Genomic DNA, 19,420 nt, shown 5'->3' with positions numbered 1-19,420 from the left:
GCACCCCTGTTCACGTCTTTTGTTGGGAATGGCCGCCTTATAAGAGCGAAGCGGCCTTCATTCAAGTGAAAAGCCGGATAATGGGGATGGAGAGCGGTCGCGATCGAGAAGATCTCAAAAGTGATCGCGATGGTCAAAGCCCCTTGAGCACATAGATCAGCGGCTTGTGCGGCAAGCTCTTCACCGAGACCGTGACGCTCGGGGTCGGAGCATAGGCGACGTCGAAGTCGGGACCGAACAGGGCGAGAAACTGATCAACCGGTGGACCCCAGCGATGCATGGGCAGGATCAGCGAGGAACGCAGCCTTTTCACCACGCGGCTCATGCTGTCGGCCCCCATGGTCAGGCCGCCATCGACCGGCACCATCACCACGTCGAGCCGACCGATCTCCGCATATTGCTGGTCGGTGAGTTCGAAATGCAGATGCCCGAGATGGCCGATACAGAGACCAGCCACCTCGAAGATGAAGATCGAATTGCCATTGGCTTCGATGCCGCCGCCCCAGGAGCGAATGTCGGTGACGACATTGCGGATCAATGTATCGCCAACGGTCATGCGGATCTTTGCCGGCTCCCCCGGCGTGTCGCTCCAGCCGTGCAGCACATATTTGATCGCCGGGTCCGGCGTCAGCGTGTAGTGGCTCGGATGCGCCTTGTTCATCGTCACGACCTCAGGCGTATAAGGCGGCGGATAGGCGCCGCTATAATCCGTGGCGATAGAAACGCCGCCTGGCGTTTCGATGAAGAGCGTGGCATGGCCAAGGAAGGTGATCTTCACGTCGCCATTAACGGGATTATCGGCGAGCGTCGGACCGGGAGAAGAAAAGCTGGCGAAAGTTGCTCTCGGAAGAGATTGCGCGATCGCCTGGCATTGGCTGGGTTGCGGACGAGAAGGCTTTTGCTGGGCGTCAGCCGCGCTCCAGTAAAAAATCAGCGCCAGGAAAAACGCGGCAAAGACAGGAAATCGCTGTAACATGCCATCCCCTCAAGCCAGATAATGGCCGAAGGATGCGGCACGATCGGAAACGGGTCCAGCGGCAATCAGACAGGATTGCTCACAATCGCGTCATCATATGGCGATGCTGAATTACCGTGCAGCAATCAGCGCCAGAAGTCCGGAATGGTTTCCGCGAGGCGCGGTCCAAGCCGCAGCGGCGCGATCTTTTCGGCCAGCCCGGTCGTGTCGGAGATCTCGACACCGACGCCGCAGATGGTGGCAGGCCCGGAAGCCGCTTCGAAACGCCCCTTCGGCATCTTGGAGATGAAGCGATTGAGCGGCTCTTCCTTCTCCATGCCGAGGGAAGAATCGTAATCGCCGCACATGCCGGCATCCGACATATAGGCGGTGCCGCCGTTCAGGATCTGCGCGTCCGCAGTCGGCACATGCGTATGTGTGCCGACGACGAAGCTCGCACGGCCATCGACGAAGTGGCCGAAACACTGCTTTTCGCTCGTCGCCTCCGCATGGAAATCGAAGACGATGGCATCGGCCTGTTCCTTCAGCGGACAGGCATCGAGAATGGCCTCGGCCGACTTGAAGGGATCGTCCAGCTCCGGATGCATGAAGACGCGACCCATGATGTTCGCGACAAGAACGCGAGCGCCGTTGCGCGCATAATAGAGGCCGGAGCCGCGGCCGGGCGTGCCGGCCGGATAGTTGGCGGGGCGCAGGAACTGGTCGTGGCGCTCGCAGAAAACGACAGCTTCCTTCTGGTCCCAGACATGGTTGCCGGTCGTCACGACATCGGCGCCGGCATTGATCGTTTCCAGGAAGATATCCTCGGTGATACCGAAGCCGCCGGCGGCGTTTTCGCCATTGACGATGACGAAATCGAGCTTCAGGTCGGATACGAGGCCCGGCAGGCGTTCCCACACCGCGGTCCGTCCCGTCTTGCCGACCATATCTCCCAGAAAAAGCAGCCGCATTCGCTATCCAATCACTTCCGAAACGAAATTGAGCCCGCTCTCGGTCAAAATCGCGTCAAGACGGACGTCATGCGGCTCAGCCGGCACTGATGGCACTTCTTGGCAATCGAATGCAATGCCGATCAGCCGCGGATTCAGGCCTTTTTGATGCAAACGCTCGATTGCGCGGTCGTAGTGACCCGCTCCGTAGCCGATACGATGACCGGTCCTGTCGAAAGCGGAAAGCGGCACCAGCATGACATCGGGGTCCAGCTCAGCCGCTTCAGGCCCCGGTCCAAAAGTTCCGAATCCGACCGGAACCAAGGGCGCGCCTGCAACAAGCTCGCGAAAGACGATGGTGTTGCGATCAAGAATGACAGGTACGCAAAGCCGCGCGCCGCGCTCCCGCAACCGCGCCATCAACGGCCTTATATCCACTTCGGAACGTATCGGCAGGAAACCGGAGATGATCTCCCCCGGCCCGACATCGATTGCCTGGCCACCATGCGTCGCCATCGCGAGGGCTTTTTCGATACGATCTTCCGCTGGAATAGCGTCTCGCGCCGCCAGGCGCTCGCTGCGATATTGGGCTTTCAGCTCTTTGAGGCTCATCGGATCTTCGCAAATATCTATGATATCACGAAAACATAATGAGCCGGCCGCCCGTTGCAAAGCGCGAAAGCGACATCCAGCCGTCGCAGAAGGAAGTCCGCTCTTTCAATCCTTGCGGATGATCGACAATTTTCCGTCGCCATCCACATGCACGCGGACATTTTCGTAATTTCGCAGCATCGTGTGATCGGTTTCGATCGGATGCGAATGCGTCGCCGTGATGACCACCACGTCGGCACCGGCCGCTTCGCCAGCCTTGACACCGGCCAAGACGTCTTCAAACACCAGGCATTCCGAAGGGCTGAGGCCAAGGCGCTGGGCGCCAAGAATATAGCCCTGCGGATCAGGCTTGCCGACCTTCACGTCTTCGGCGGTGACCATGAAGCGTGGAACCGGGATCCCGGCCGCGTCCAGCCGCGCCAGCGCCAGCCGATAGGGCGACGAGGTAACGATTGCCCAGCGCTCCGGCGGCAGCGATGCAAGAAAATCGACGGCGCCTGGCAGTGCGATCACGCCCTCGACATCGGCAATCTCGGCTTCGGTGATCTTCAGCGCTTCTGCGACCGGATCGACATCAGGCAGGTTCAACTGGCCGATCGTATCGACACCGCGCTTGCCATGCATTGTCGGCATGAACTTCTCGACATCAAGACCCTGAGCGCGAGCCCAGTTGCCCCAGACGCGCTCGGCGGCAGCAATCGAATTGATGATCGTGCCGTCCATGTCGAACAGGAAGCCGGAAAAGGTCTTGGTGAAGGCAGAATTCGTTGCGGCGGACAAGGGCGGACCTTTCTGGATGAGACGGTGAGCACCTGCGGCAAACGCGGCGCTCATGATATGCCCTTCTCGACTAACGGCAGCCGTGGAAAGAAGCAAATAAATGCTGCACAGGACGCTCGAGAAAGTCGGCTGGAGACGGTGGGGAAAGATGAGAAAGGGCGCGCGGCAATGATACATGCCGCGCGCCGCTTGCAATTATTCGCCGAGGCGGCTCTTCAGACCATTGATGATGTGGTTCGCCAGCGCCTCATAGTCGTCGTCGAAATGGTGACCGCCATCCATGGCGATGACTTCCGCGCCGGTGCCCTTCAGCAGCGGGCAGGCAACATCTTCATCGTCGTCCTTACCATAGACGCATTGCACCATTTTCGGATTGATCGACTTGAGGTCGTTGACGGGATTGCCGCCCTTACCCTCGCTCGAAGCACCAAGCCAGCCCATGACCGAGATCACGTAGTCGACCTTCTGCGACAGGGACAGCAGCGACATCTGTACGATCTTGTCTTTTTCAGACTGTGGCAGGCGATTGTAGCTCGCCGGCAGCACATCGGCGCCAAAGGAATAGCCGACCAGCACCACATGCTTGACCTTGAAGCGCTTGGTGTAGAAATCGATGATCCGGCCGAGGTCGTTCGCAGTCTGCTGCGGGTCCTTCTCGGTCCAGAAATAATGCAGCGTATCGACGCCTACGACAGGAATGCCCTGGTCCTGCAGATAGCTGCCCACTTCCTTGTCGATGTCGCGCCAGCCGCCATCGCCCGAATAGACGATTGCAAGCGTATCTTCGGTCGGCGTCGTTTCCATGATGTCGACGGGCAGCCCAAGCGGCGACTTGGAGCTGTCGATCGTCTTCATCAGATCGGCGAGCGATGCCTCAAGCGTCGCATAGGTGTCTGCATTGTCCGAATTCGTGGTTTGGACTTCGGGATGGTCCTTCTGGATCTCCTCGACGTGGTCGCGTCCGTCCTTCGGCGCATTGGCCGTGAACGTCACGAGGATCGGGTTCGGCAAGGCGCCTTCCTGCAGGCCGAAGGACACCATGTCGCCATCGGTTTTCTTCTCGGCCGGCGTGCAAAGCTCCTGCTTCAGCGCGATGCCCGCGGTCGGATCGACGGCCAGCGTACCGGCAACTGTCGCATCGGGGGTCTGCGCGGCAATCGTCAGCGCCATGGCACCACCGGCGCCGACACCGGCGATGATAGGCAGCTGGTAGGTGCTGTCGGCAAAGGACCGCTGCACCTGCTGGCTGAGCGACTCCAAATCCGAGACGATATAGATACAGCCGTCGTTCTGGCTGACATCGTATTTGTTGAGCGAAGCCAGGAAGGACGGATAGTCGATACCGATCACAAGCGAACCGTTGGCGACCAGCTTGTCGGCAACCGCTTTTTCCTTGTCGCCCCAGCCGGCGAGATCGGAAATCAGCACGACTTCGTTCGAAACCTTGCCCTGCGGGCGCATGATGTGCGGAGCCGGGATCATGCCCAGATCGTATTTGGCATCGTCGGCTTCCGCGCGTGCCGGACCCGACACCAGCAGGCCCATCGACACCATGCATGCGAAAGCCAATGACATTGCGTATTTCAAGATCATTTCCTCACGACCCCCTTAAGTCCGCCCCCGATGAGGAATGTGGCATCCATCAACGCGATTATTGGACTTACACCTCCCGAAACAGCCAGGTAACGCGGCTGCCATTCGGGATGGAACTTGGATTTGAAGGCACGAAGCCCTTTGAAATTATAAAACCGCTCGCCATGTTCGAAGACAGTCCCCCCGACCCTATCCCAAACCGGCGCCGATTCCCGTCTCGACATGCCCGATAGCGGTGCCATGCCGAGGTTGAAACGCTGAAAGCCCTGGCCCTTGAGGTATTCGAGGATCTGCACGAACAGAAAATCCATCGAACCCTTCGGGGCATCGGGCGAAAAACGCATCAGGTCGACGGAGCCCTCCTCCTTGGTCTCCGTCATCAGGATATTCGCAAAAGCGACGATATTACCATCCTTTTTCAACACGCCGATCGGCTGCGAGCACACGTAGTCCGGATCGAACGCGCCAAGCGAGAAGCTCTTTTCCTTGGCATTGTGATCGGCAAGCCATGTGTCGGACACATGGGCAAGCTGATCCATGACTTCAGGTATATCTTGAGGTTCGATAACGGCAAATTCTAGTCCGTCGCGAACCGCGCGGCTCGCCGTCTGTCTGAGGTTCGCCCATTTGCCGCCCTTGAGCTCGAAATTGGCAAGATTGACCACGGCCAATTCACCGAGCTTGTAGGCACGCAGGCCCGCATCGGCGCAATAGGACAGAAGTGCGGGCGAGATCTGGTAGAACACCGAGCGGCAACCTGCCGCGCGTGCGGCCTCCACGAAACGCCAGATCAGATCGGGCAACGCCTGACGTGGGCCGACCGGATCGAACAACGCGATCCACGAACGGCCCTGCTTGCCGTACATGATGAAGGCATCGCCCTTTTCCGAGAACATGATGTTCTTGTCGCCCATGCGCACCAGATTGGCATCGGCCACGCCTTGCTTACGGACGATTTCGACGGCACGCGTTACCGCATCGTCCGTAACGGGCTCCAGGCGCTTCGTCGCCGGGCGCAGAAGGCTGAAGATCGCGATCGCCGAGGACAGGATGGAAATACCAAGGGCTGCGCGAAGTCCGCGCGGCGCCTCGTCCGCGAATTCGAATTGCCACCAGAGCTGATTGCTGTATCCGACATCGCGATAGACAAAGAACAGCACCACGATCGCGCCGATGCAGATGACGGCAATGGCCGTCAGCCATCCGGCCGTCAGCGTCTGGTTGAGCAGCGAGGCCGGCCGCTTGAACAGGCGGCGGCTGACGACGAGGCTGAAGACAAAGAAGGCCAGCAATCCCGCTTCGACGATGGCGATGGCCTTCAGCAGCGACAGCAACAGAGCAAGCAGCGCCGAAAAGCTCGACACCCACCAGGCGCCGTCCAGGCGCTGGCTGAGACCGCGCGCGGCCACGATGATCGTCAGCCCGAGAAGGCTGGAGAGGAAATGCGCGCTCTCGACCAGCGAGAGCGGCAGATAGTCGGACAGCACGATCAGGTTCTGATCCGGCGTCGGCGTGACGCTTGAGAAGACCAGCATCATGCCGAGCAACAACGCGAAGGCCGACAAGAGCTGCGGCATGACGCGCGCGCCGATGCGGCGCATGCTGGAAGCCACCGGATGATCGACGAAACGACGCAGCTCCGCCACCGAGATCGCGGCGATCGCGATAACGAGCGGGATGACGTTGTAAATGACGCGATAAAGAACCAGCGAACTCAGAACGGCGTCTTCATTCACGGAACTGCCGAGCCAGGCGATGATGATCGTCTCGAACACACCGAAGCCGGCCGGAACGTGGCTGAGCACGCCGAGGCCGACAGCGATGGCATAGATGGCGAAGAAGCCGGGCCACCCGATAGAGGTTTCCGGCAGCAGCACATAGAGCACGGAGGCCGAGGCCGCGATATCGAAGGCGGTGACTAGAAACTGCCGCGACCAAGTGCGCGAATCCGGCAGCCGAACTTCGACCGGCCCGATGCGCACCTCGCGGCCGTTGCGGCCGGCATAGACCACGAAGGCGAGCGCCGCGAGAATGGCGATGGCGATCAGCCGCAGCCACAAGCCATCGACGCTGATCAGCGGGCCGATCTCGTCGGCGATGATCAGAAGCGCGATAGCACCGACGGCAGCCAGGCCAAGACCGAAGGCGAGCGTGACGAAAGCAATGACGCGGGTAATGTCGTCCGGCGACAGCCCGAGCCGGGTATAGGCACGGTAACGGATCGCACCGGCGCTGAGCGCGCCGAAACCAGCCGTGTTGCCGACCGCGTAGGCGCTGAAGGAGGTCAGCGCCACATGCGGAAACGGCAGCCGCTTGCCGATATACTCGAGCGCATTCTGGTCGTAGAAGATCAGGGAGGCGAAGCTCAGACCGGTAAACAGCAGCGCCAGCAGCACCGAGGAGATCTTCGTTGTCGTCAGGGCATGGACGACGTCGTCATAGCGCACCTCGGTCGTCAGGTCGTAGATCGCATAGGCGGCGATGCAGAAGACGGCCACAGTGAGGAGAGCGACGATCAGCGCCCGGTAGCGGTTCAACAGACCGACGATACCGCCACGTTCTTCCAATTCCTCATCGGCATTTTCCAGATCGATTGGGCTCGACATGCTCTACCTGTTTTTAATGATCTTCGCCGGTTCCGACTGTTCGGATATTCAGTAATATCGACGACGCGTCTTCGAATTGCCGTATACACTTCTTTCGACAAGCCCGTTGTGACGCGCGCTCCCATCCTTCTGAATTTAGGCAATTTTGGCGCAGGCCCCGTCCCTGCTGCAATGAATCTGTTATTATTTAAAGGATTTTGTCATTCACTCGGCTTTTGAGCTTATCCACACACAAAAGTGATCTTCCCATCCCGTCCTGAGCGCCCTCGCCGCCGCCGCTGCCCTTCTTCCGATTATCCAAAGCCTACTACAACGTGAGATGGACATCCATCGCATGCCATCAACCGTACTTCCGAGTAGCTGAATCCGGAAACAGATAGGCCCGGCGCCAAAATCGGCACCGGGCCACTGACTGATAGCCGGGAAAGGGATCGGGACGGCGGTGACCGTCGATAAGGATTTGCCGGAATTCAGCGATCGGGCGCTTCCGCCGGTTCGCCGCGCATCTCGCTGAGGAAGAACCCTTCGCGCAGATTGATACCGTATTCGACGAAGGCCTTCATGCAGCAGAGCATCTGCGTCCAGCCCTCGCAGTTCAGATAGGTGCCGCGGCGGCCGGCCTCATCCTCCCGCCAACCCGATTCCTCGATGATGACAAGCGTGCCGCCATCGTCAAGCGCGTCGAAGGTCATCTCCACCTTGGTTCTGTAACGGACGCCGTCCTCGCCGGTGCCGCCTTCCCAGTGCAGGACGATGCGCTTGTTGGCCTCCACTTCATTGACCTCGACAGGGGCGTTCTTCCACCAGATGACGGTCGTTCCCGCCACCAGGGGCGCGCTGGCCCCGCCGACGGTAGTGAAATAGCTCGAAAGCTTCTTCGGGTTGACGACAGCATCGAAGACTTCATCCACCTTGCGGCCGATCCGTCCTGAAATCCGAACATTCAATGTCATGGCATCTCCTCCACTGTTTGTCTGTCGTTATCGCTCCATTGCGAATGACCCTATTATGTTATAAAAATATAACATGTCAAACGAATCGGATAGCGACCTCATTTTCAAGGCCCTTGCGCATCGTCGCCGGCGCGAAATCCTGGACATGCTCAAGGATGCGCCACGCACGACAGGCATGCTCTGTGAGGCTTTCACGGATATGGACCGCTGCACCGTGATGCAGCACCTGAAAGTGCTTGAGGATGCAGACCTCGTGATTGCCAGGAAAGAAGGACGCGAGCGCTGGAACCATCTGAACAGCTTGCCGATCAAGCAAATCCATGATCGCTGGATCAGCGCTTATGCCGGCCATGCCCTCTCCATTCTCGATCAGCTGAAGAACGATCTGGAAGGCTAAGAGAAATGGTTGGGTTCGGAGGAAGCTGGATTTAGGCTGCGCCGGCGCGGCCCAACAGTCGTTTCAGCTTGTCGCTCGTCCCGTCCTCTTCGAGCGGTGTATAAACCACCAGCTTCATGTCGGCACGGTCCATGACGGCAAGCGCAGTATATTCGAATGTCATCAAGCCGCCCTCCGGATGGCGCAGCCGCTTGTGACCTGTCAGCGGCCGCAACACATCCTGTCTCGGCCACCACGCACGAAATTCGGGGCTTGCCTGCGTCAAGGTGGCGATCAGCCGTTCGAAATCGGGATCGCCGGCATAACGGGCACTGTCGGCGCGAAACATCGCCAGCGAATTCGCCGCCACGATCTCCCAATCGACAAGGAGCTGCCGATGCGCAGGATCGGTGAACACCCGATGGACGCTGTTGCGCGCATCCCCCTGCAACAAGGCATAATCGCCGAAAAGCGCGACGGCTGCCGCATTCCAGGCGAGCACGTCCCAACGCCTGCCCAGAACATAGGCCGGTTGGCCGGCAAGGCTCGCAAGCATGCGCACCAGTGCGGCCGGTACCTCCTCAGGCCCGCGCGACGGAACATCAACAGACGGCCGATCGCTGAGGGTGAAGAGATGCCGCCGCTCGACCGGATCGAGTCGCAGCGCATCGGCCAGCGCCGATAGAACCTCTGCAGAAGGGCGGACGTCCCGGCCCTGTTCCAGCCATGTGTACCAGGTGGTGCCGACACCGGCCAAAAGCGCCACTTCTTCGCGCCTGAGCCCCGGCGTGCGCCGCCGGAACCCTTCCGGAAGTCCAACGCCGGCGGGCGTCAGCTTTTCCCGACGCGAGCGCAGAAAGGCGCCGAGCTCGCGACGCCTGGCTTCGAGGATGGTCTGGCTCTGATTGATGGTCATGCCCCATCATAGCAGGATCAATACTAGGATAAAGTCAGAACTGTTTGCCGCGTCCGCAAGCTGCCACATATCATCATGCAGACAACGAGAAGGCGGTTGCTATGGATATGAGCGGCAAGACGGTCCTGATTACAGGCTCGACGGATGGTGTCGGGCGCCGAGTTGCGGAACGACTGGCAGCGGCAGGCGCGACGGTGATCGTTCACGGCCGCGACGGGACCCGCGCGGAAGAATTGGTCTCCCGCATCCAGGATAAGGGCGGCAAAGCGGCCTATTATCTCGCCGACCTTTCCTCGCTGGAAGAGGTTCGCATCCTCGCCGACGCCATCGAGCGCGACATCGATCGCCTCGATGTTCTGATCAACAATGCGGGCATCGGTACCAGCGGCGGCGGCGGACGCCAGGTAAGCCAAGACGGATACGAGCTGCGCTTCGCGGTGAATTATCTCGCGGGCTTCCTGCTGACGCACCGGCTCCTGCCTCTGTTGAAGGCAAGTGCTCCCGCCCGCATCGTCAATGTATCCTCTGTTGGCCAGCAGGCGATCGACTTCTCCGATGTCATGCTGACGCGCGGCTATAGCGGAGTGCGCGCCTATTGCCAGAGCAAGCTGGCGCAGATCATGTTCACCTTCGATCTCGCCGAGGAGCTTGCCGGCTCCGGCATCACCGCCAACTGCCTGCACCCCGCGACCTATATGGACACGACCATGGTGCGCCAGGCAGGCGTTTCACCGATAAGCTCCGTCGAGCAAGGGGCGGATGCCATCCTCAATCTGGCCGCCGGTGCCGCCCTGGAGGGACACTCCGGCCTCTATTACGACGGACTGCGCCCATCCCGCGCCTCTGCTCAGGCCTATAACGCAATGGCGCGACAGCGCCTGCGAACACTCAGCCAAAGCCTTTCCGGCCTCGCCTGAACCACACACTCCCACCACTCTCTGTCCTCGAAAGGAGACACGCATGTCGTCTCAACACGTCGCTATTATCGGCGGCTCCTCCGGCATCGGTCTTGCGACCGCCGCCCATCTTCGCGAAAAAGGCTATCGTGTCACCATCACGGGTCGCGATGCCGCCAAACTTCAGGCAGCCGGGCAAAGCCTCAACGGCGATATTGCCACCGTGACCATGGATGCTGCCGACTTTGCCGGCCTCGCCGAGGCCTTCCAGGCAATCGGACCGGTCGATCATCTCGTCCTGGCATTGGGTGGCGGCAATGGCGCCGGCCCTTTCGCCACGGTAGACCTCGCCGATCTCAGGAAAGGCTTCGAACAGAAGACCATGGCGCATTTCGCCTGTGCCCAGGCTTGCCTTCCGCATCTTTCGAAGCAAGGCAGCATCACCTTCGTCTCTGCCGTCTCGGCACAGGCGGCGATGCCCGGAACCGCAGGACTCGGAACCATCAATGCCGCCATAGCCGCCCTCGCGCCGATCCTCGCGGTCGAGCTCAAGCCGATCCGGGTAAATTGTGTGTCGCCCGGCGTCGTCGATACTCCCTGGTGGGATTTCACCGCGGAGCAGAAGGAGCAGACCTTCGCCGGATTTGCAGCCCGCACGCCCGTTGGCCGTGTCGGCCGCCCTGAGGAGATCGCCGAAGCCATCGCCTTCCTGATCGGTAACGGCTTCACCAGCGGCCATACGCTGATCTGCGACGGCGGCATCCGTTTCGGCCAATAATCGCCCCGCGCCATTGCCGGTATCACCGGGCAATGGCGCCCTCAGTCGCTACGAACGCCGGCCTGAAGCTGCGTGAGGATCTCGATCAGCCGCGGTGCCATCTCACGGATTTCGGCCAGATGGATCGAGCTCAATGTTTGCAGAACCTCTTCGGACTTTTCCGTCAACTGCAGCGTCTGCCGGCGCTTGTCCGTTGGATCTGGATGGCGGGTGACATAGCCGCCGTCGATCAGGCGCCCCACAAGTTCCGTCGCCGTATGCGGTGCGATCAGCAGCTTTTCCGCGAGCATGCCGATCGTCATCGCCTCGGCCGTTCCATTGCCTTTGATCGCCAGCAGCGCCTGATGCTGTTGCGGCGGGAGGCCTGCCTCCTGCGCGGCCGACGTGCTAAAATCCATGAACTTGCGCAGGGTGTAGCGCAGCGTCGCCAGCGCCTCATAGTCAGCCTGCGAAAGAGCTTCATCCACACGTCGCACCATCAAATCGTCCTCATTGCCGCTGTTCGCGGTCCTAAAGCATGTCGCGCAAAATCTTCAGCGGTTTTGCGGCAACCGCATGCTCCGGATCAAGGACCAAAAGCGCCGAAAACGAATCTTGCAGATCGCAATGCCCTTGAGTTGATTTATATCGTATTACGATATATTTGCCATCTCGAAGCGGGCAGCGGCTGAAGGACAGCCCGCACGCTTGGAGCATTCCAGGAAAAGTGCGCAGCGGTTTTCCGTTCGGGATGCGTAAGAACAGGAAGATGGAGCAGAAGGCCTCCCATGCAGGACACGTCAATCCAACCAAGTCACAATCACGATTTCTCCGGCGGGGCCTCCCGCAAGGACAATGGCGATTTCACCACGGACAAGCGCGTCCTGGTTCTGATCGCCATGGCGCTCGTCGTCGGCACCGGCGGCGCCTTCGCCGCCTGGGTACTCATCAATCTCATCGCGCTCGTCAGCAACGCCGTCTGGCTGTTCAAGATCAGCACCGAGCCGCTCTCCTTCGCCACTGTGGCACGCTCGCCATGGATGGTGGCCGCTCCCATTCTTGGCGGCATCGTCATCGGCCTGATGGCACGCTTCGGCTCGGAAAAGATTCGCGGCCACGGCATTCCCGAAGCCATCGAGGCGATCCTGATCGGCGGCAGCCGCATGTCGCCGAAGGTGGCAGTGCTGAAGCCCCTGTCATCGGCGATCTCGATCGGTTCCGGCGGGCCGTTCGGCGCGGAAGGTCCGATCATCATGACCGGCGGCGCCATCGGCTCGCTCTTCGCGCAGCTCTTCCATCTGAGCGCCGCCGAGAGAAAGACCCTGCTTGTCGCCGGCGCCGCGGCGGGCATGACCGCGGTCTTCGGCACACCGATCGCGGCCGTCATGCTTGCCGTCGAACTGCTGCTCTTCGAATGGAAGCCGCGCAGCTTCATTCCGGTCGCGGTCGCGGCCTGCGTTTCGGTCGCCTGGCGGCCGCTGCTGATCGGCGGAGGCGCACTCTTCCCCGCGCATTTCGAGATGTCGCTCTCCTGGTGGGGCATTCTGCTCGCCGCCGGCCTCGGCATCGTCTCCGGCCTACAATCCGGCTTGCTGACGACTTTGCTCTATAAGATCGAAGATGCCTTCGAAAAACTGCCCATCCACTGGATGTGGTGGCCCGCACTGGGCGGCCTCGTCGTCGGGCTCGGAGGCCTGATCGAACCGCGTGCGCTGGGCGTCGGTTACGACATCATCGCCGATCTCTTGCATAGCCATATCACCGTTGCTGCGGTGCTCGCGATCCTGCTGGTCAAGGCCGGCATCTGGCTCTTGGCGCTGTCCTCCGGCACCTCGGGCGGCGTCTTGGCGCCGCTGCTCATTCTCGGCGGCGCTCTCGGCTGGCTCCTCGGCCTCGCCCTGCCGGGCGATCCCGGCTTCTGGGCAATGCTCGGCATGGCAGCGATGATGGGCGGCACTATGCGCGCTCCGCTGACGGGCACCTTCTTCGCCGTCGAGCTGACGGGAGACACGAGTGCGCTGGTGCCGCTGCTGGCGGCAACGGTCGCGGCCTATGCCGTCACCGTCCTTCTGCTGAAACGATCGATTCTGACGGAAAAGATCGCAAGGCGTGGCCAGCACATTACCCGCGAATACGGCATCGACCCGTTCGAGCTGACCCGTGCCCGCGACATCATGATCGCCGAGGTGGACACATTGCCAGCCTCCATGCGCCTGTTGGAAGCGCTGGCGCAGATGACGGAGCGGCCGGATGCGCATCGCTTCTATCCCGTCGTCGGAGAGAATAACCGCCTCGTCGGCATGATCTCGCGCGCCGATGCCTTGCGCTGGCAGAGCGAACCGGACCTCATGGATCAATCGCTCTATGACGTGATCTCGGATACGTCTCTTCCGGTTGCCCATCTCGAAGATACGGTGGGGCGCGTCGCCGATATCATGATCCATGCCAATACGGGACGTGTTCCGGTCGTCGAGCCGCAGACCGGCCGCCTCGTCGGCCTTATCGCCCGCAAAGATCTGCTGCGGCTGCGCAGTGCGACCAATCGCGCCGAACTCGAGCGCGGCGCTTACCTGCGATCCAAAGGTTAAGGGGAGGAGGAGTGGCGTCAGCGCGGCGGAAGAACTGCGCGGCGCCTTCCTTGGCCATCCGCCAGGAAGTTGGCAATCAGCCAGGAGGATTTAAGAGCGATCCACGACGACCGATGGATGTTTACGATCCTGGGCGCCTACAAACGTAGGTGGGCACCGTGTGTCCAGGCCCACGGGCCTGGTCAGGGACAGCTCCCTTTGGATCGAGTATGGCCCCAGGGATTGTGGTTCCTGTCGGGAAGCGCAGACCGCCTGAACTATATAAAGAGCTTTGAAGCTTTCTACCAGAGGGCTGCGACGGGCAGCCCCAGAAATAACTCAAGCCTGCTCGACGCCCGGCCGCTCTAAAAGCTTCTCGGTGATGCCGTGAATGCGCGTCGTCACTTCGTCGATCACGCTCGCCAGCGTCTCCTCGGCGCGGGCGTTTGCGGCGAGCGCCGTATCACGATTGCTGGTCAGGGACTCCAGCTCGGCTTCCAGCGCCGAGACCCGCCGCGTCAATTCCGATACCTCGTCCATGATCATGATCCCGGCCATGACGGTCAGCCTGAGATCGCCGATCTCACCGAACTGGCTCTTCAAATGCATGACATAACGGTCGAAGCGATTGGCGAGATCCGTCAGATGGTCTTCCTGGCCCTCTTCGCAGGCCATCCGGTAGGCTTTGCCGTCGATCGTTACCGTTACTTGTGCCATTCGACTTTCCGATCACTGCCGCACTGCGACGGCTGCCTCCCGAGGGATCAGCGGTCCAGCACGGCTCTTATGGTTTCCATCGCCGTCACGAGCCGGCGCGACACTTCGCGATTGACCTCCTCCAGCCGGTTCGCGCGGAACTCGGCCTGATCCAGTTCCTGGGCAAGGCGGGATCGATCGGCGTGAACCCTACGGACCTCGCCTTCTATATCGCTCTGCGCCCGTTCCCGCTCGAACCGTCCGTCGACGGCACTCTCCAAAGTCGAAAGCGCCTGGCGCAATTGGGCGAGCGCCGCGTCCACCGTTTTGCCTGAAGGTGTCATACCCTTCGCATCTCCGCGCAAGGCCCGAATCAAAACATCCGGCCACTTGTCTGATTTCGCAACAATATTCAACTCGGCAACAGCACGTCAATAAAGGCTGTCATGTGGCAGCCCCCCTATTCTGTGGATGAATGCCGCCTTTGCCGCTTACACAGGCCTTGTCGCATGATTGTCGTCTTTTGTAAAAGTGAACGGGCAAATGTCAAAAAATTGCCCCGAGAGGCTCGTATTGAGCCCTCGATTTATTGACTTGCTCGCCCCAACTGCTATGTCTCGACCGCCTGAGGCGACGTTGAAAATGGCGTTCGGAAGAGCGTCTCCCCTTCACCCGCCTTTCAACCGATGGCCCTCCCTCCCAAGCGTGTGGCCATCCCCCGAACCCGGAACACTGCGGAAAAACCCATGAACTCTCGCGAACAACACGACCGGATGGCGAATGCGATCCGTTTCCTTGCCATGGATGCTGTCGAGAAGGCCAATTCCGGTCACCCCGGTTTGCCGATGGGGATGGCTGATGTTGCCACCGTTCTCTTTAGCAAATATCTGCGCTTCGATCCGAAGAACCCGCTGTGGCCGGACCGCGACCGCTTCGTCCTGTCGGCTGGCCACGGCTCGATGCTGCTTTATTCGGTCCTCTATCTGACCGGTTATCCCGACATGACGGTCGAAGAGCTCCAGCGCTTCCGCCAGCTCGGATCCAAGACCGCCGGCCATCCGGAATATGGTCACGCCACGGGCATCGAAACCACCACCGGCCCGCTCGGCCAGGGTATTGCCAATGCCGTCGGCATGGCGATTGCCGAACGCAAGTTGCGCGAGGAGTTCGGCGCCGAGCTTCAGGATCACTACACCTATGCCATGTGCGGCGACGGCTGCCTGATGGAAGGTATCAGCCATGAAGCGATCGCGCTGGCCGGCCACCTGAAGCTCAACAAGCTGATCCTGTTCTGGGACAACAACTCCATCACCATCGACGGTGCCGTTTCGCTTTCGGACTCGACCGATCAGGTCGCTCGCTTCAAGGCTGTTCACTGGAACACGATCGAAATCGACGGTCACGACCAGGCCGCCATCGCTGCCGCCATCGAAGCCGCCCACAAGTCCGACCGCCCGACGCTGATCGCCTGCAAGACGATCATCGGCTTCGGCGCTCCGAACAAGCAGGGCACCCATAAAGTCCACGGCTCGCCGCTCGGCGCCGAGGAAATCGCCGCGACCCGCGTTGCTCTCAACTGGCCCTACGAGCCCTTCGTCATTCCGAACGACATCCTCGGTGAATGGCGCGCTGCCGGCGAACGCTCCATCGGCACCCGCGAAGCCTGGGAAGGCCGCCTTGCCGCCGCCGACCCGGCCAAGAAGGCTGAATTCACCCGCCGCTTCGATCACAAGCTGCCTGATGGATTCGACGCCGCCATCAGCGACTACAAGAAGAAGCTCGCGGAAACCAAGCCGACCGTCGCAACTCGCAAGGCTTCGGAAGACGCGCTCGAAGTCATCAACGGCTTCATTCCGGAAACGCTCGGCGGCTCCGCCGACCTGACGCCGTCGAACAACACCAAGACCAGCCAGATGAAGTCGATCACCCCGACCGATTTCTCCGGCCGTTACATGCATTGGGGTATCCGCGAACACGGCATGGCTGCTGCCATGAACGGCATCGCGCTCCACGGCGGTCTCATCCCCTATAGCGGCGGCTTCCTGATCTTCTCGGATTATTGCCGCCCGCCGCTGCGCCTCGCCGCCCTGATGGGCATTCGCGCCATCCACGTCCTGACGCATGATTCCATCGGCGTCGGCGAAGACGGCCCGACCCACCAGCCGGTCGAGCAGGTCGCCAGCCTGCGCGCTATCCCGAACTTCCAGCTGTTCCGCCCGGCCGACGCCACGGAAACGGCCGAATGTTGGCAGATCGCCATCAAGACGACGAACCGTCCGTCCGGCCTCGCCCTGACGCGCCAGAACCTGCAGGCCGCCCGTACGGAATATAGCGAGAAGAACCTCTGCGAACTTGGCGCCTACACGCTGGCCGGCAATGCCGACGCCAAGGTCACGATCTTCGCTTCGGGCTCCGAAGTTGAACTCGCCGTTGCTGCCCGCGCGGTCCTGGAAGGCAAGGGCGTCTCCACGCGCGTCGTTTCCGTTCCCTGCACCGAACTCTTCTTCGAGCAGCCGGACGCCTACCGCAAGGAAGTCATCGGCAACTCGCCGGTCAAGGTTGCCGTCGAAGCCGGCGTTCGCGAAGGCTGGGATGCCTTCATCGGACCGGAAGGCGCGTTCATCGGCATGAAGAGCTTCGGCGCTTCCGCTCCCTACAAGGACGTCTACAAGCATTTCGGCATCACGACGGAGGCCGTTGTCGCCGCCGCTGAGGCAAAGCTTTCCTGAGGGCGCTGACAAGCGCTCTCAAATCCAATAGATAAACACCCTGAGTGAACGGGAGTGACATTCAATGACTGTAAAAGTTGCTATCAACGGCTTTGGCCGTATCGGCCGTAACGTTCTGCGCGCAATCGTCGAATCCGGCCGCACCGACATCGAGATCGTTGCCATCAACGACCTTGGGCCGGTCGAGACCAACGCCCACCTGCTGCGTTACGATTCCATCCATGGCAAGTTCCCCGCCGAAGTGAAGGTCGAAGGCGACACGATCATCGTTGGCGGCGGCAAGCCGATCAAGGTCACGGCGATCAAGGACCCGACAACCCTGCCGCACCGCGATCTCGGCGTCGATATCGCCATGGAATGCACGGGCATCTTCACGGCTCGCGACAAGGCCGCCGCTCACCTGACGGCCGGCGCCAAGCGCGTCATCGTTTCGGCTCCTGCCGACGGCGCCGATCTGACCGTCGTTTTCGGCGTCAACCATGACCAGCTCACCAAGGAGCATCTGGTCATCTCCAATGCATCCTGCACCACGAACTGCCTGGTTCCGGTCGTTAAGGTTCTCGATGACGCCGTTGGCATCGACCATGGCTTCATGACGACCATTCACTCCTACACCGGCGACCAGCCGACGCTCGACACCATGCACAAGGACCTGTACCGCGCCCGCGCCGCAGCCCTGTCCATGATCCCGACGTCGACGGGCGCCGCAAAAGCTGTCGGTCTCGTTCTGCCGCACCTCAAGGGCAAGCTCGACGGCACGTCGATCCGCGTTCCCACGCCAAACGTCTCGGTCGTCGACTTCAAGTTCGTGGCCAAGAAGGCAACGACGGTCGGCGAAATCAACGAAGCCATCAAGGCTGCATCGAACGGCAAGCTGAAGGGCATCCTCGGCTATACCGACGAGCCGCTGGTTTCCCGTGACTTCAACCATGACAGCCACTCGTCGATCTTCGCGACCGACCAGACCAAGGTCATGGAAGGCAACTTCGTGCGCGTCCTGTCGTGGTACGACAACGAATGGGGCTTCTCGAGCCGCATGTCAGACACGGCAGTCGCCTTCGCCAAGACGATCTGATCATGGCCTTCCGCCCGCTCCTTCCGACGACAGTCCGCTGGCGTCCCTTGGAAGGAGACGGGCTGGAGCACCTGACGATCACCCCTCTCGATAATGCCGGCAGCACGGCCATCCGTGCTGCCGGCATTATCATTGGTGCCCGCGGAGGCACGCCTTATGGCGTTTCCTATCGCATCGATTGCTCCGCAGGCTGGGCCGTTCTTTCCTTCTCGGTCGAAACCACCGACGGACGCCGCCTCGCGCTGATCTCGGACGGCAAAGGACATTGGCGCACCGAGGATAGCGAGCCCCTGCCGCAATTCGATGGTTGCGTCGATATCGATCTCTATGGCTCGCCCTTCACCAACAGCCTGCCGATCCGTCGGCTGGAAATGACGCCGCAAGATGGAACTGCCAAGCTCTCCATGCTCTATATCCCGTTCGAAACCTTCGAACCTGTGTGCGACAGACAGCATTACACCTGCATCGTGCCGGAAAAGCTCTACCGCTATGCAGCCGAGGACCGGGATTTCACCGTCGATCTTCCGGTCGACGAAGATGGGCTGGTGATCGACTATCCGATCTATTTCAGGCGTATGGATATTTGAGCTTCGCCCATGCTGACGGCTCCTACCCATTTATGCCATGAAATCATGCGCGCTTGTGCTGGATCCCCGGATCAAGCCGAGGATCCACACAAGCCTTTCGGTTTCGAACGGTAGGATAACTCTGAGGTCTCAGCAGCCCCCATCGCAACTGCCCTTCAAAAGCCCCAATCTTTGCTCTCCCTGCCCTGCTATGGTCCAGATTTACCAATAAATTTTGGGTAGGAAGTCTCCCAGTGTATTCCAAGCCGCTTCGCCGTTCTGGCAAAAGCGCATCACACCATGCTGTTGCAATCGTCAGGGCGGGCTCAGTCGTAAAGCTCTCCTCTGATTAAGGCCATATTTGCCAATATGGTCGGCAGGACTGCATGATGG

Annotated in this window: 18 protein-coding genes and 1 other RNA gene; 7 read left to right on the top strand and 12 right to left on the bottom strand. The window is 60.6% G+C overall.

All coding sequences use genetic code 11. The features are described 5' to 3' along the window. Positions 1-133: 133 nt before the first annotated feature. The 7 genes from GDN47_RS01460 to GDN47_RS01430 form a co-directional block, all read right to left on the bottom strand. Positions 134-976: an MBL fold metallo-hydrolase gene (locus tag GDN47_RS01460; RefSeq protein ID WP_152092560.1), complete on the bottom strand. Its 843-nt coding sequence runs from the start codon at positions 974-976 to the stop codon at positions 134-136. 125 nt (positions 977-1,101) lie between these two features. Then, positions 1,102-1,926, bottom strand: a complete 825-nt coding sequence (locus GDN47_RS01455) for a TIGR00282 family metallophosphoesterase (protein ID WP_113389149.1) — start codon at positions 1,924-1,926, stop codon at positions 1,102-1,104. Positions 1,927-1,929: 3 nt separating this feature from the next. Beyond that, on the bottom strand, positions 1,930-2,517 hold the full coding sequence (locus tag GDN47_RS01450; protein WP_113355153.1) for a 5-formyltetrahydrofolate cyclo-ligase: 588 nt from the start codon (positions 2,515-2,517) through the stop codon (positions 1,930-1,932). 105 nt (positions 2,518-2,622) lie between these two features. Beyond that, positions 2,623-3,351 (bottom strand): HAD family hydrolase, encoded by a 729-nt coding sequence (locus GDN47_RS01445; RefSeq protein ID WP_233789743.1) that lies wholly within the window; start codon positions 3,349-3,351, stop codon positions 2,623-2,625. Between the two features lie 141 nt (positions 3,352-3,492). After that, on the bottom strand, positions 3,493-4,890 hold the full coding sequence (locus GDN47_RS01440; RefSeq protein ID WP_113330361.1) for a virulence factor: 1,398 nt from the start codon (positions 4,888-4,890) through the stop codon (positions 3,493-3,495). Beyond that, positions 4,887-7,496, bottom strand: coding sequence for a bifunctional lysylphosphatidylglycerol flippase/synthetase MprF (gene mprF, locus GDN47_RS01435; RefSeq protein WP_152092559.1), 2,610 nt, complete (start codon positions 7,494-7,496; stop codon positions 4,887-4,889). Before mprF ends, GDN47_RS01440 begins: the two co-directional genes overlap by 4 nt. 470 nt (positions 7,497-7,966) lie before the next feature. Continuing rightward, positions 7,967-8,449, bottom strand: coding sequence for an SRPBCC domain-containing protein (locus GDN47_RS01430; protein ID WP_069611848.1), 483 nt, complete (start codon positions 8,447-8,449; stop codon positions 7,967-7,969). 73 nt (positions 8,450-8,522) lie between these two features. Between GDN47_RS01430 and GDN47_RS01425 the strand changes: the two genes are divergently transcribed. Continuing rightward, positions 8,523-8,846: an ArsR/SmtB family transcription factor gene (locus tag GDN47_RS01425; RefSeq protein ID WP_069611849.1), complete on the top strand. Its 324-nt coding sequence runs from the start codon at positions 8,523-8,525 to the stop codon at positions 8,844-8,846. Positions 8,847-8,877: 31 nt separating this feature from the next. On the opposite strand, the gene GDN47_RS01420 is transcribed toward GDN47_RS01425, so the two are convergent. Then, on the bottom strand, positions 8,878-9,741 hold the full coding sequence (locus GDN47_RS01420) for a helix-turn-helix transcriptional regulator (RefSeq protein ID WP_145631992.1): 864 nt from the start codon (positions 9,739-9,741) through the stop codon (positions 8,878-8,880). A gap of 101 nt (positions 9,742-9,842) precedes the next feature. Between GDN47_RS01420 and GDN47_RS01415 the strand changes: the two genes are divergently transcribed. Together GDN47_RS01415 and GDN47_RS01410 are read left to right on the top strand one after the other, a co-directional pair. Beyond that, positions 9,843-10,658: an SDR family NAD(P)-dependent oxidoreductase gene (locus GDN47_RS01415; protein WP_152092558.1), complete on the top strand. Its 816-nt coding sequence runs from the start codon at positions 9,843-9,845 to the stop codon at positions 10,656-10,658. Positions 10,659-10,701: 43 nt separating this feature from the next. Beyond that, positions 10,702-11,415: an SDR family oxidoreductase gene (locus tag GDN47_RS01410; RefSeq protein WP_145631988.1), complete on the top strand. Its 714-nt coding sequence runs from the start codon at positions 10,702-10,704 to the stop codon at positions 11,413-11,415. A 41-nt stretch (positions 11,416-11,456) separates the two neighbouring features. On the opposite strand, the gene GDN47_RS01405 is transcribed toward GDN47_RS01410, so the two are convergent. After that, a complete protein-coding gene (locus GDN47_RS01405) occupies positions 11,457-11,894 on the bottom strand; it encodes a MarR family winged helix-turn-helix transcriptional regulator (protein ID WP_113330366.1) in 438 nt (145 codons plus the stop codon). Positions 11,895-12,182: 288 nt separating this feature from the next. On the opposite strand from GDN47_RS01405, the gene GDN47_RS01400 reads away from it, so the two are divergent. After that, on the top strand, positions 12,183-13,982 hold the full coding sequence (locus tag GDN47_RS01400; RefSeq protein WP_152092557.1) for a chloride channel protein: 1,800 nt from the start codon (positions 12,183-12,185) through the stop codon (positions 13,980-13,982). A 94-nt stretch (positions 13,983-14,076) separates the two neighbouring features. Here GDN47_RS01400 and ssrS read toward each other — a convergent pair. The 3 genes from ssrS to GDN47_RS01385 form a co-directional block, all read right to left on the bottom strand. Next, positions 14,077-14,235, bottom strand: a non-coding RNA gene (gene ssrS / locus GDN47_RS01395) — 6S RNA. A gap of 65 nt (positions 14,236-14,300) precedes the next feature. Beyond that, positions 14,301-14,678, bottom strand: coding sequence for a cell division protein ZapA (locus GDN47_RS01390; RefSeq protein ID WP_113355179.1), 378 nt, complete (start codon positions 14,676-14,678; stop codon positions 14,301-14,303). A gap of 47 nt (positions 14,679-14,725) precedes the next feature. Further along, positions 14,726-15,001: a DUF4164 domain-containing protein gene (locus tag GDN47_RS01385; RefSeq protein ID WP_015341018.1), complete on the bottom strand. Its 276-nt coding sequence runs from the start codon at positions 14,999-15,001 to the stop codon at positions 14,726-14,728. A gap of 402 nt (positions 15,002-15,403) precedes the next feature. On the opposite strand from GDN47_RS01385, the gene tkt reads away from it, so the two are divergent. From tkt to GDN47_RS01370, 3 genes are all read left to right on the top strand, one after another. Continuing rightward, the gene (gene tkt, locus GDN47_RS01380; protein ID WP_152092556.1) at positions 15,404-17,386 is read left to right on the top strand and encodes a transketolase; all 1,983 of its coding nucleotides are present in this window, start codon (positions 15,404-15,406) and stop codon (positions 17,384-17,386) included. 64 nt (positions 17,387-17,450) lie between these two features. Next, on the top strand, positions 17,451-18,461 hold the full coding sequence (gap, locus tag GDN47_RS01375; protein WP_113389153.1) for a type I glyceraldehyde-3-phosphate dehydrogenase: 1,011 nt from the start codon (positions 17,451-17,453) through the stop codon (positions 18,459-18,461). 2 nt (positions 18,462-18,463) lie between these two features. Beyond that, on the top strand, positions 18,464-19,048 hold the full coding sequence (locus tag GDN47_RS01370) for a putative glycolipid-binding domain-containing protein (protein WP_145631982.1): 585 nt from the start codon (positions 18,464-18,466) through the stop codon (positions 19,046-19,048). Positions 19,049-19,420 lie beyond the last annotated feature (372 nt).

The organism is Martinezella dioscoreae (assembly GCF_009176305.1).
Taxonomy (GTDB): domain Bacteria; phylum Pseudomonadota; class Alphaproteobacteria; order Rhizobiales; family Rhizobiaceae; genus Rhizobium; species Rhizobium dioscoreae.
The sequence above is the reverse complement of the archived record's forward strand: the minus strand, read 5'-3'. Positions and strand labels throughout refer to the sequence as shown.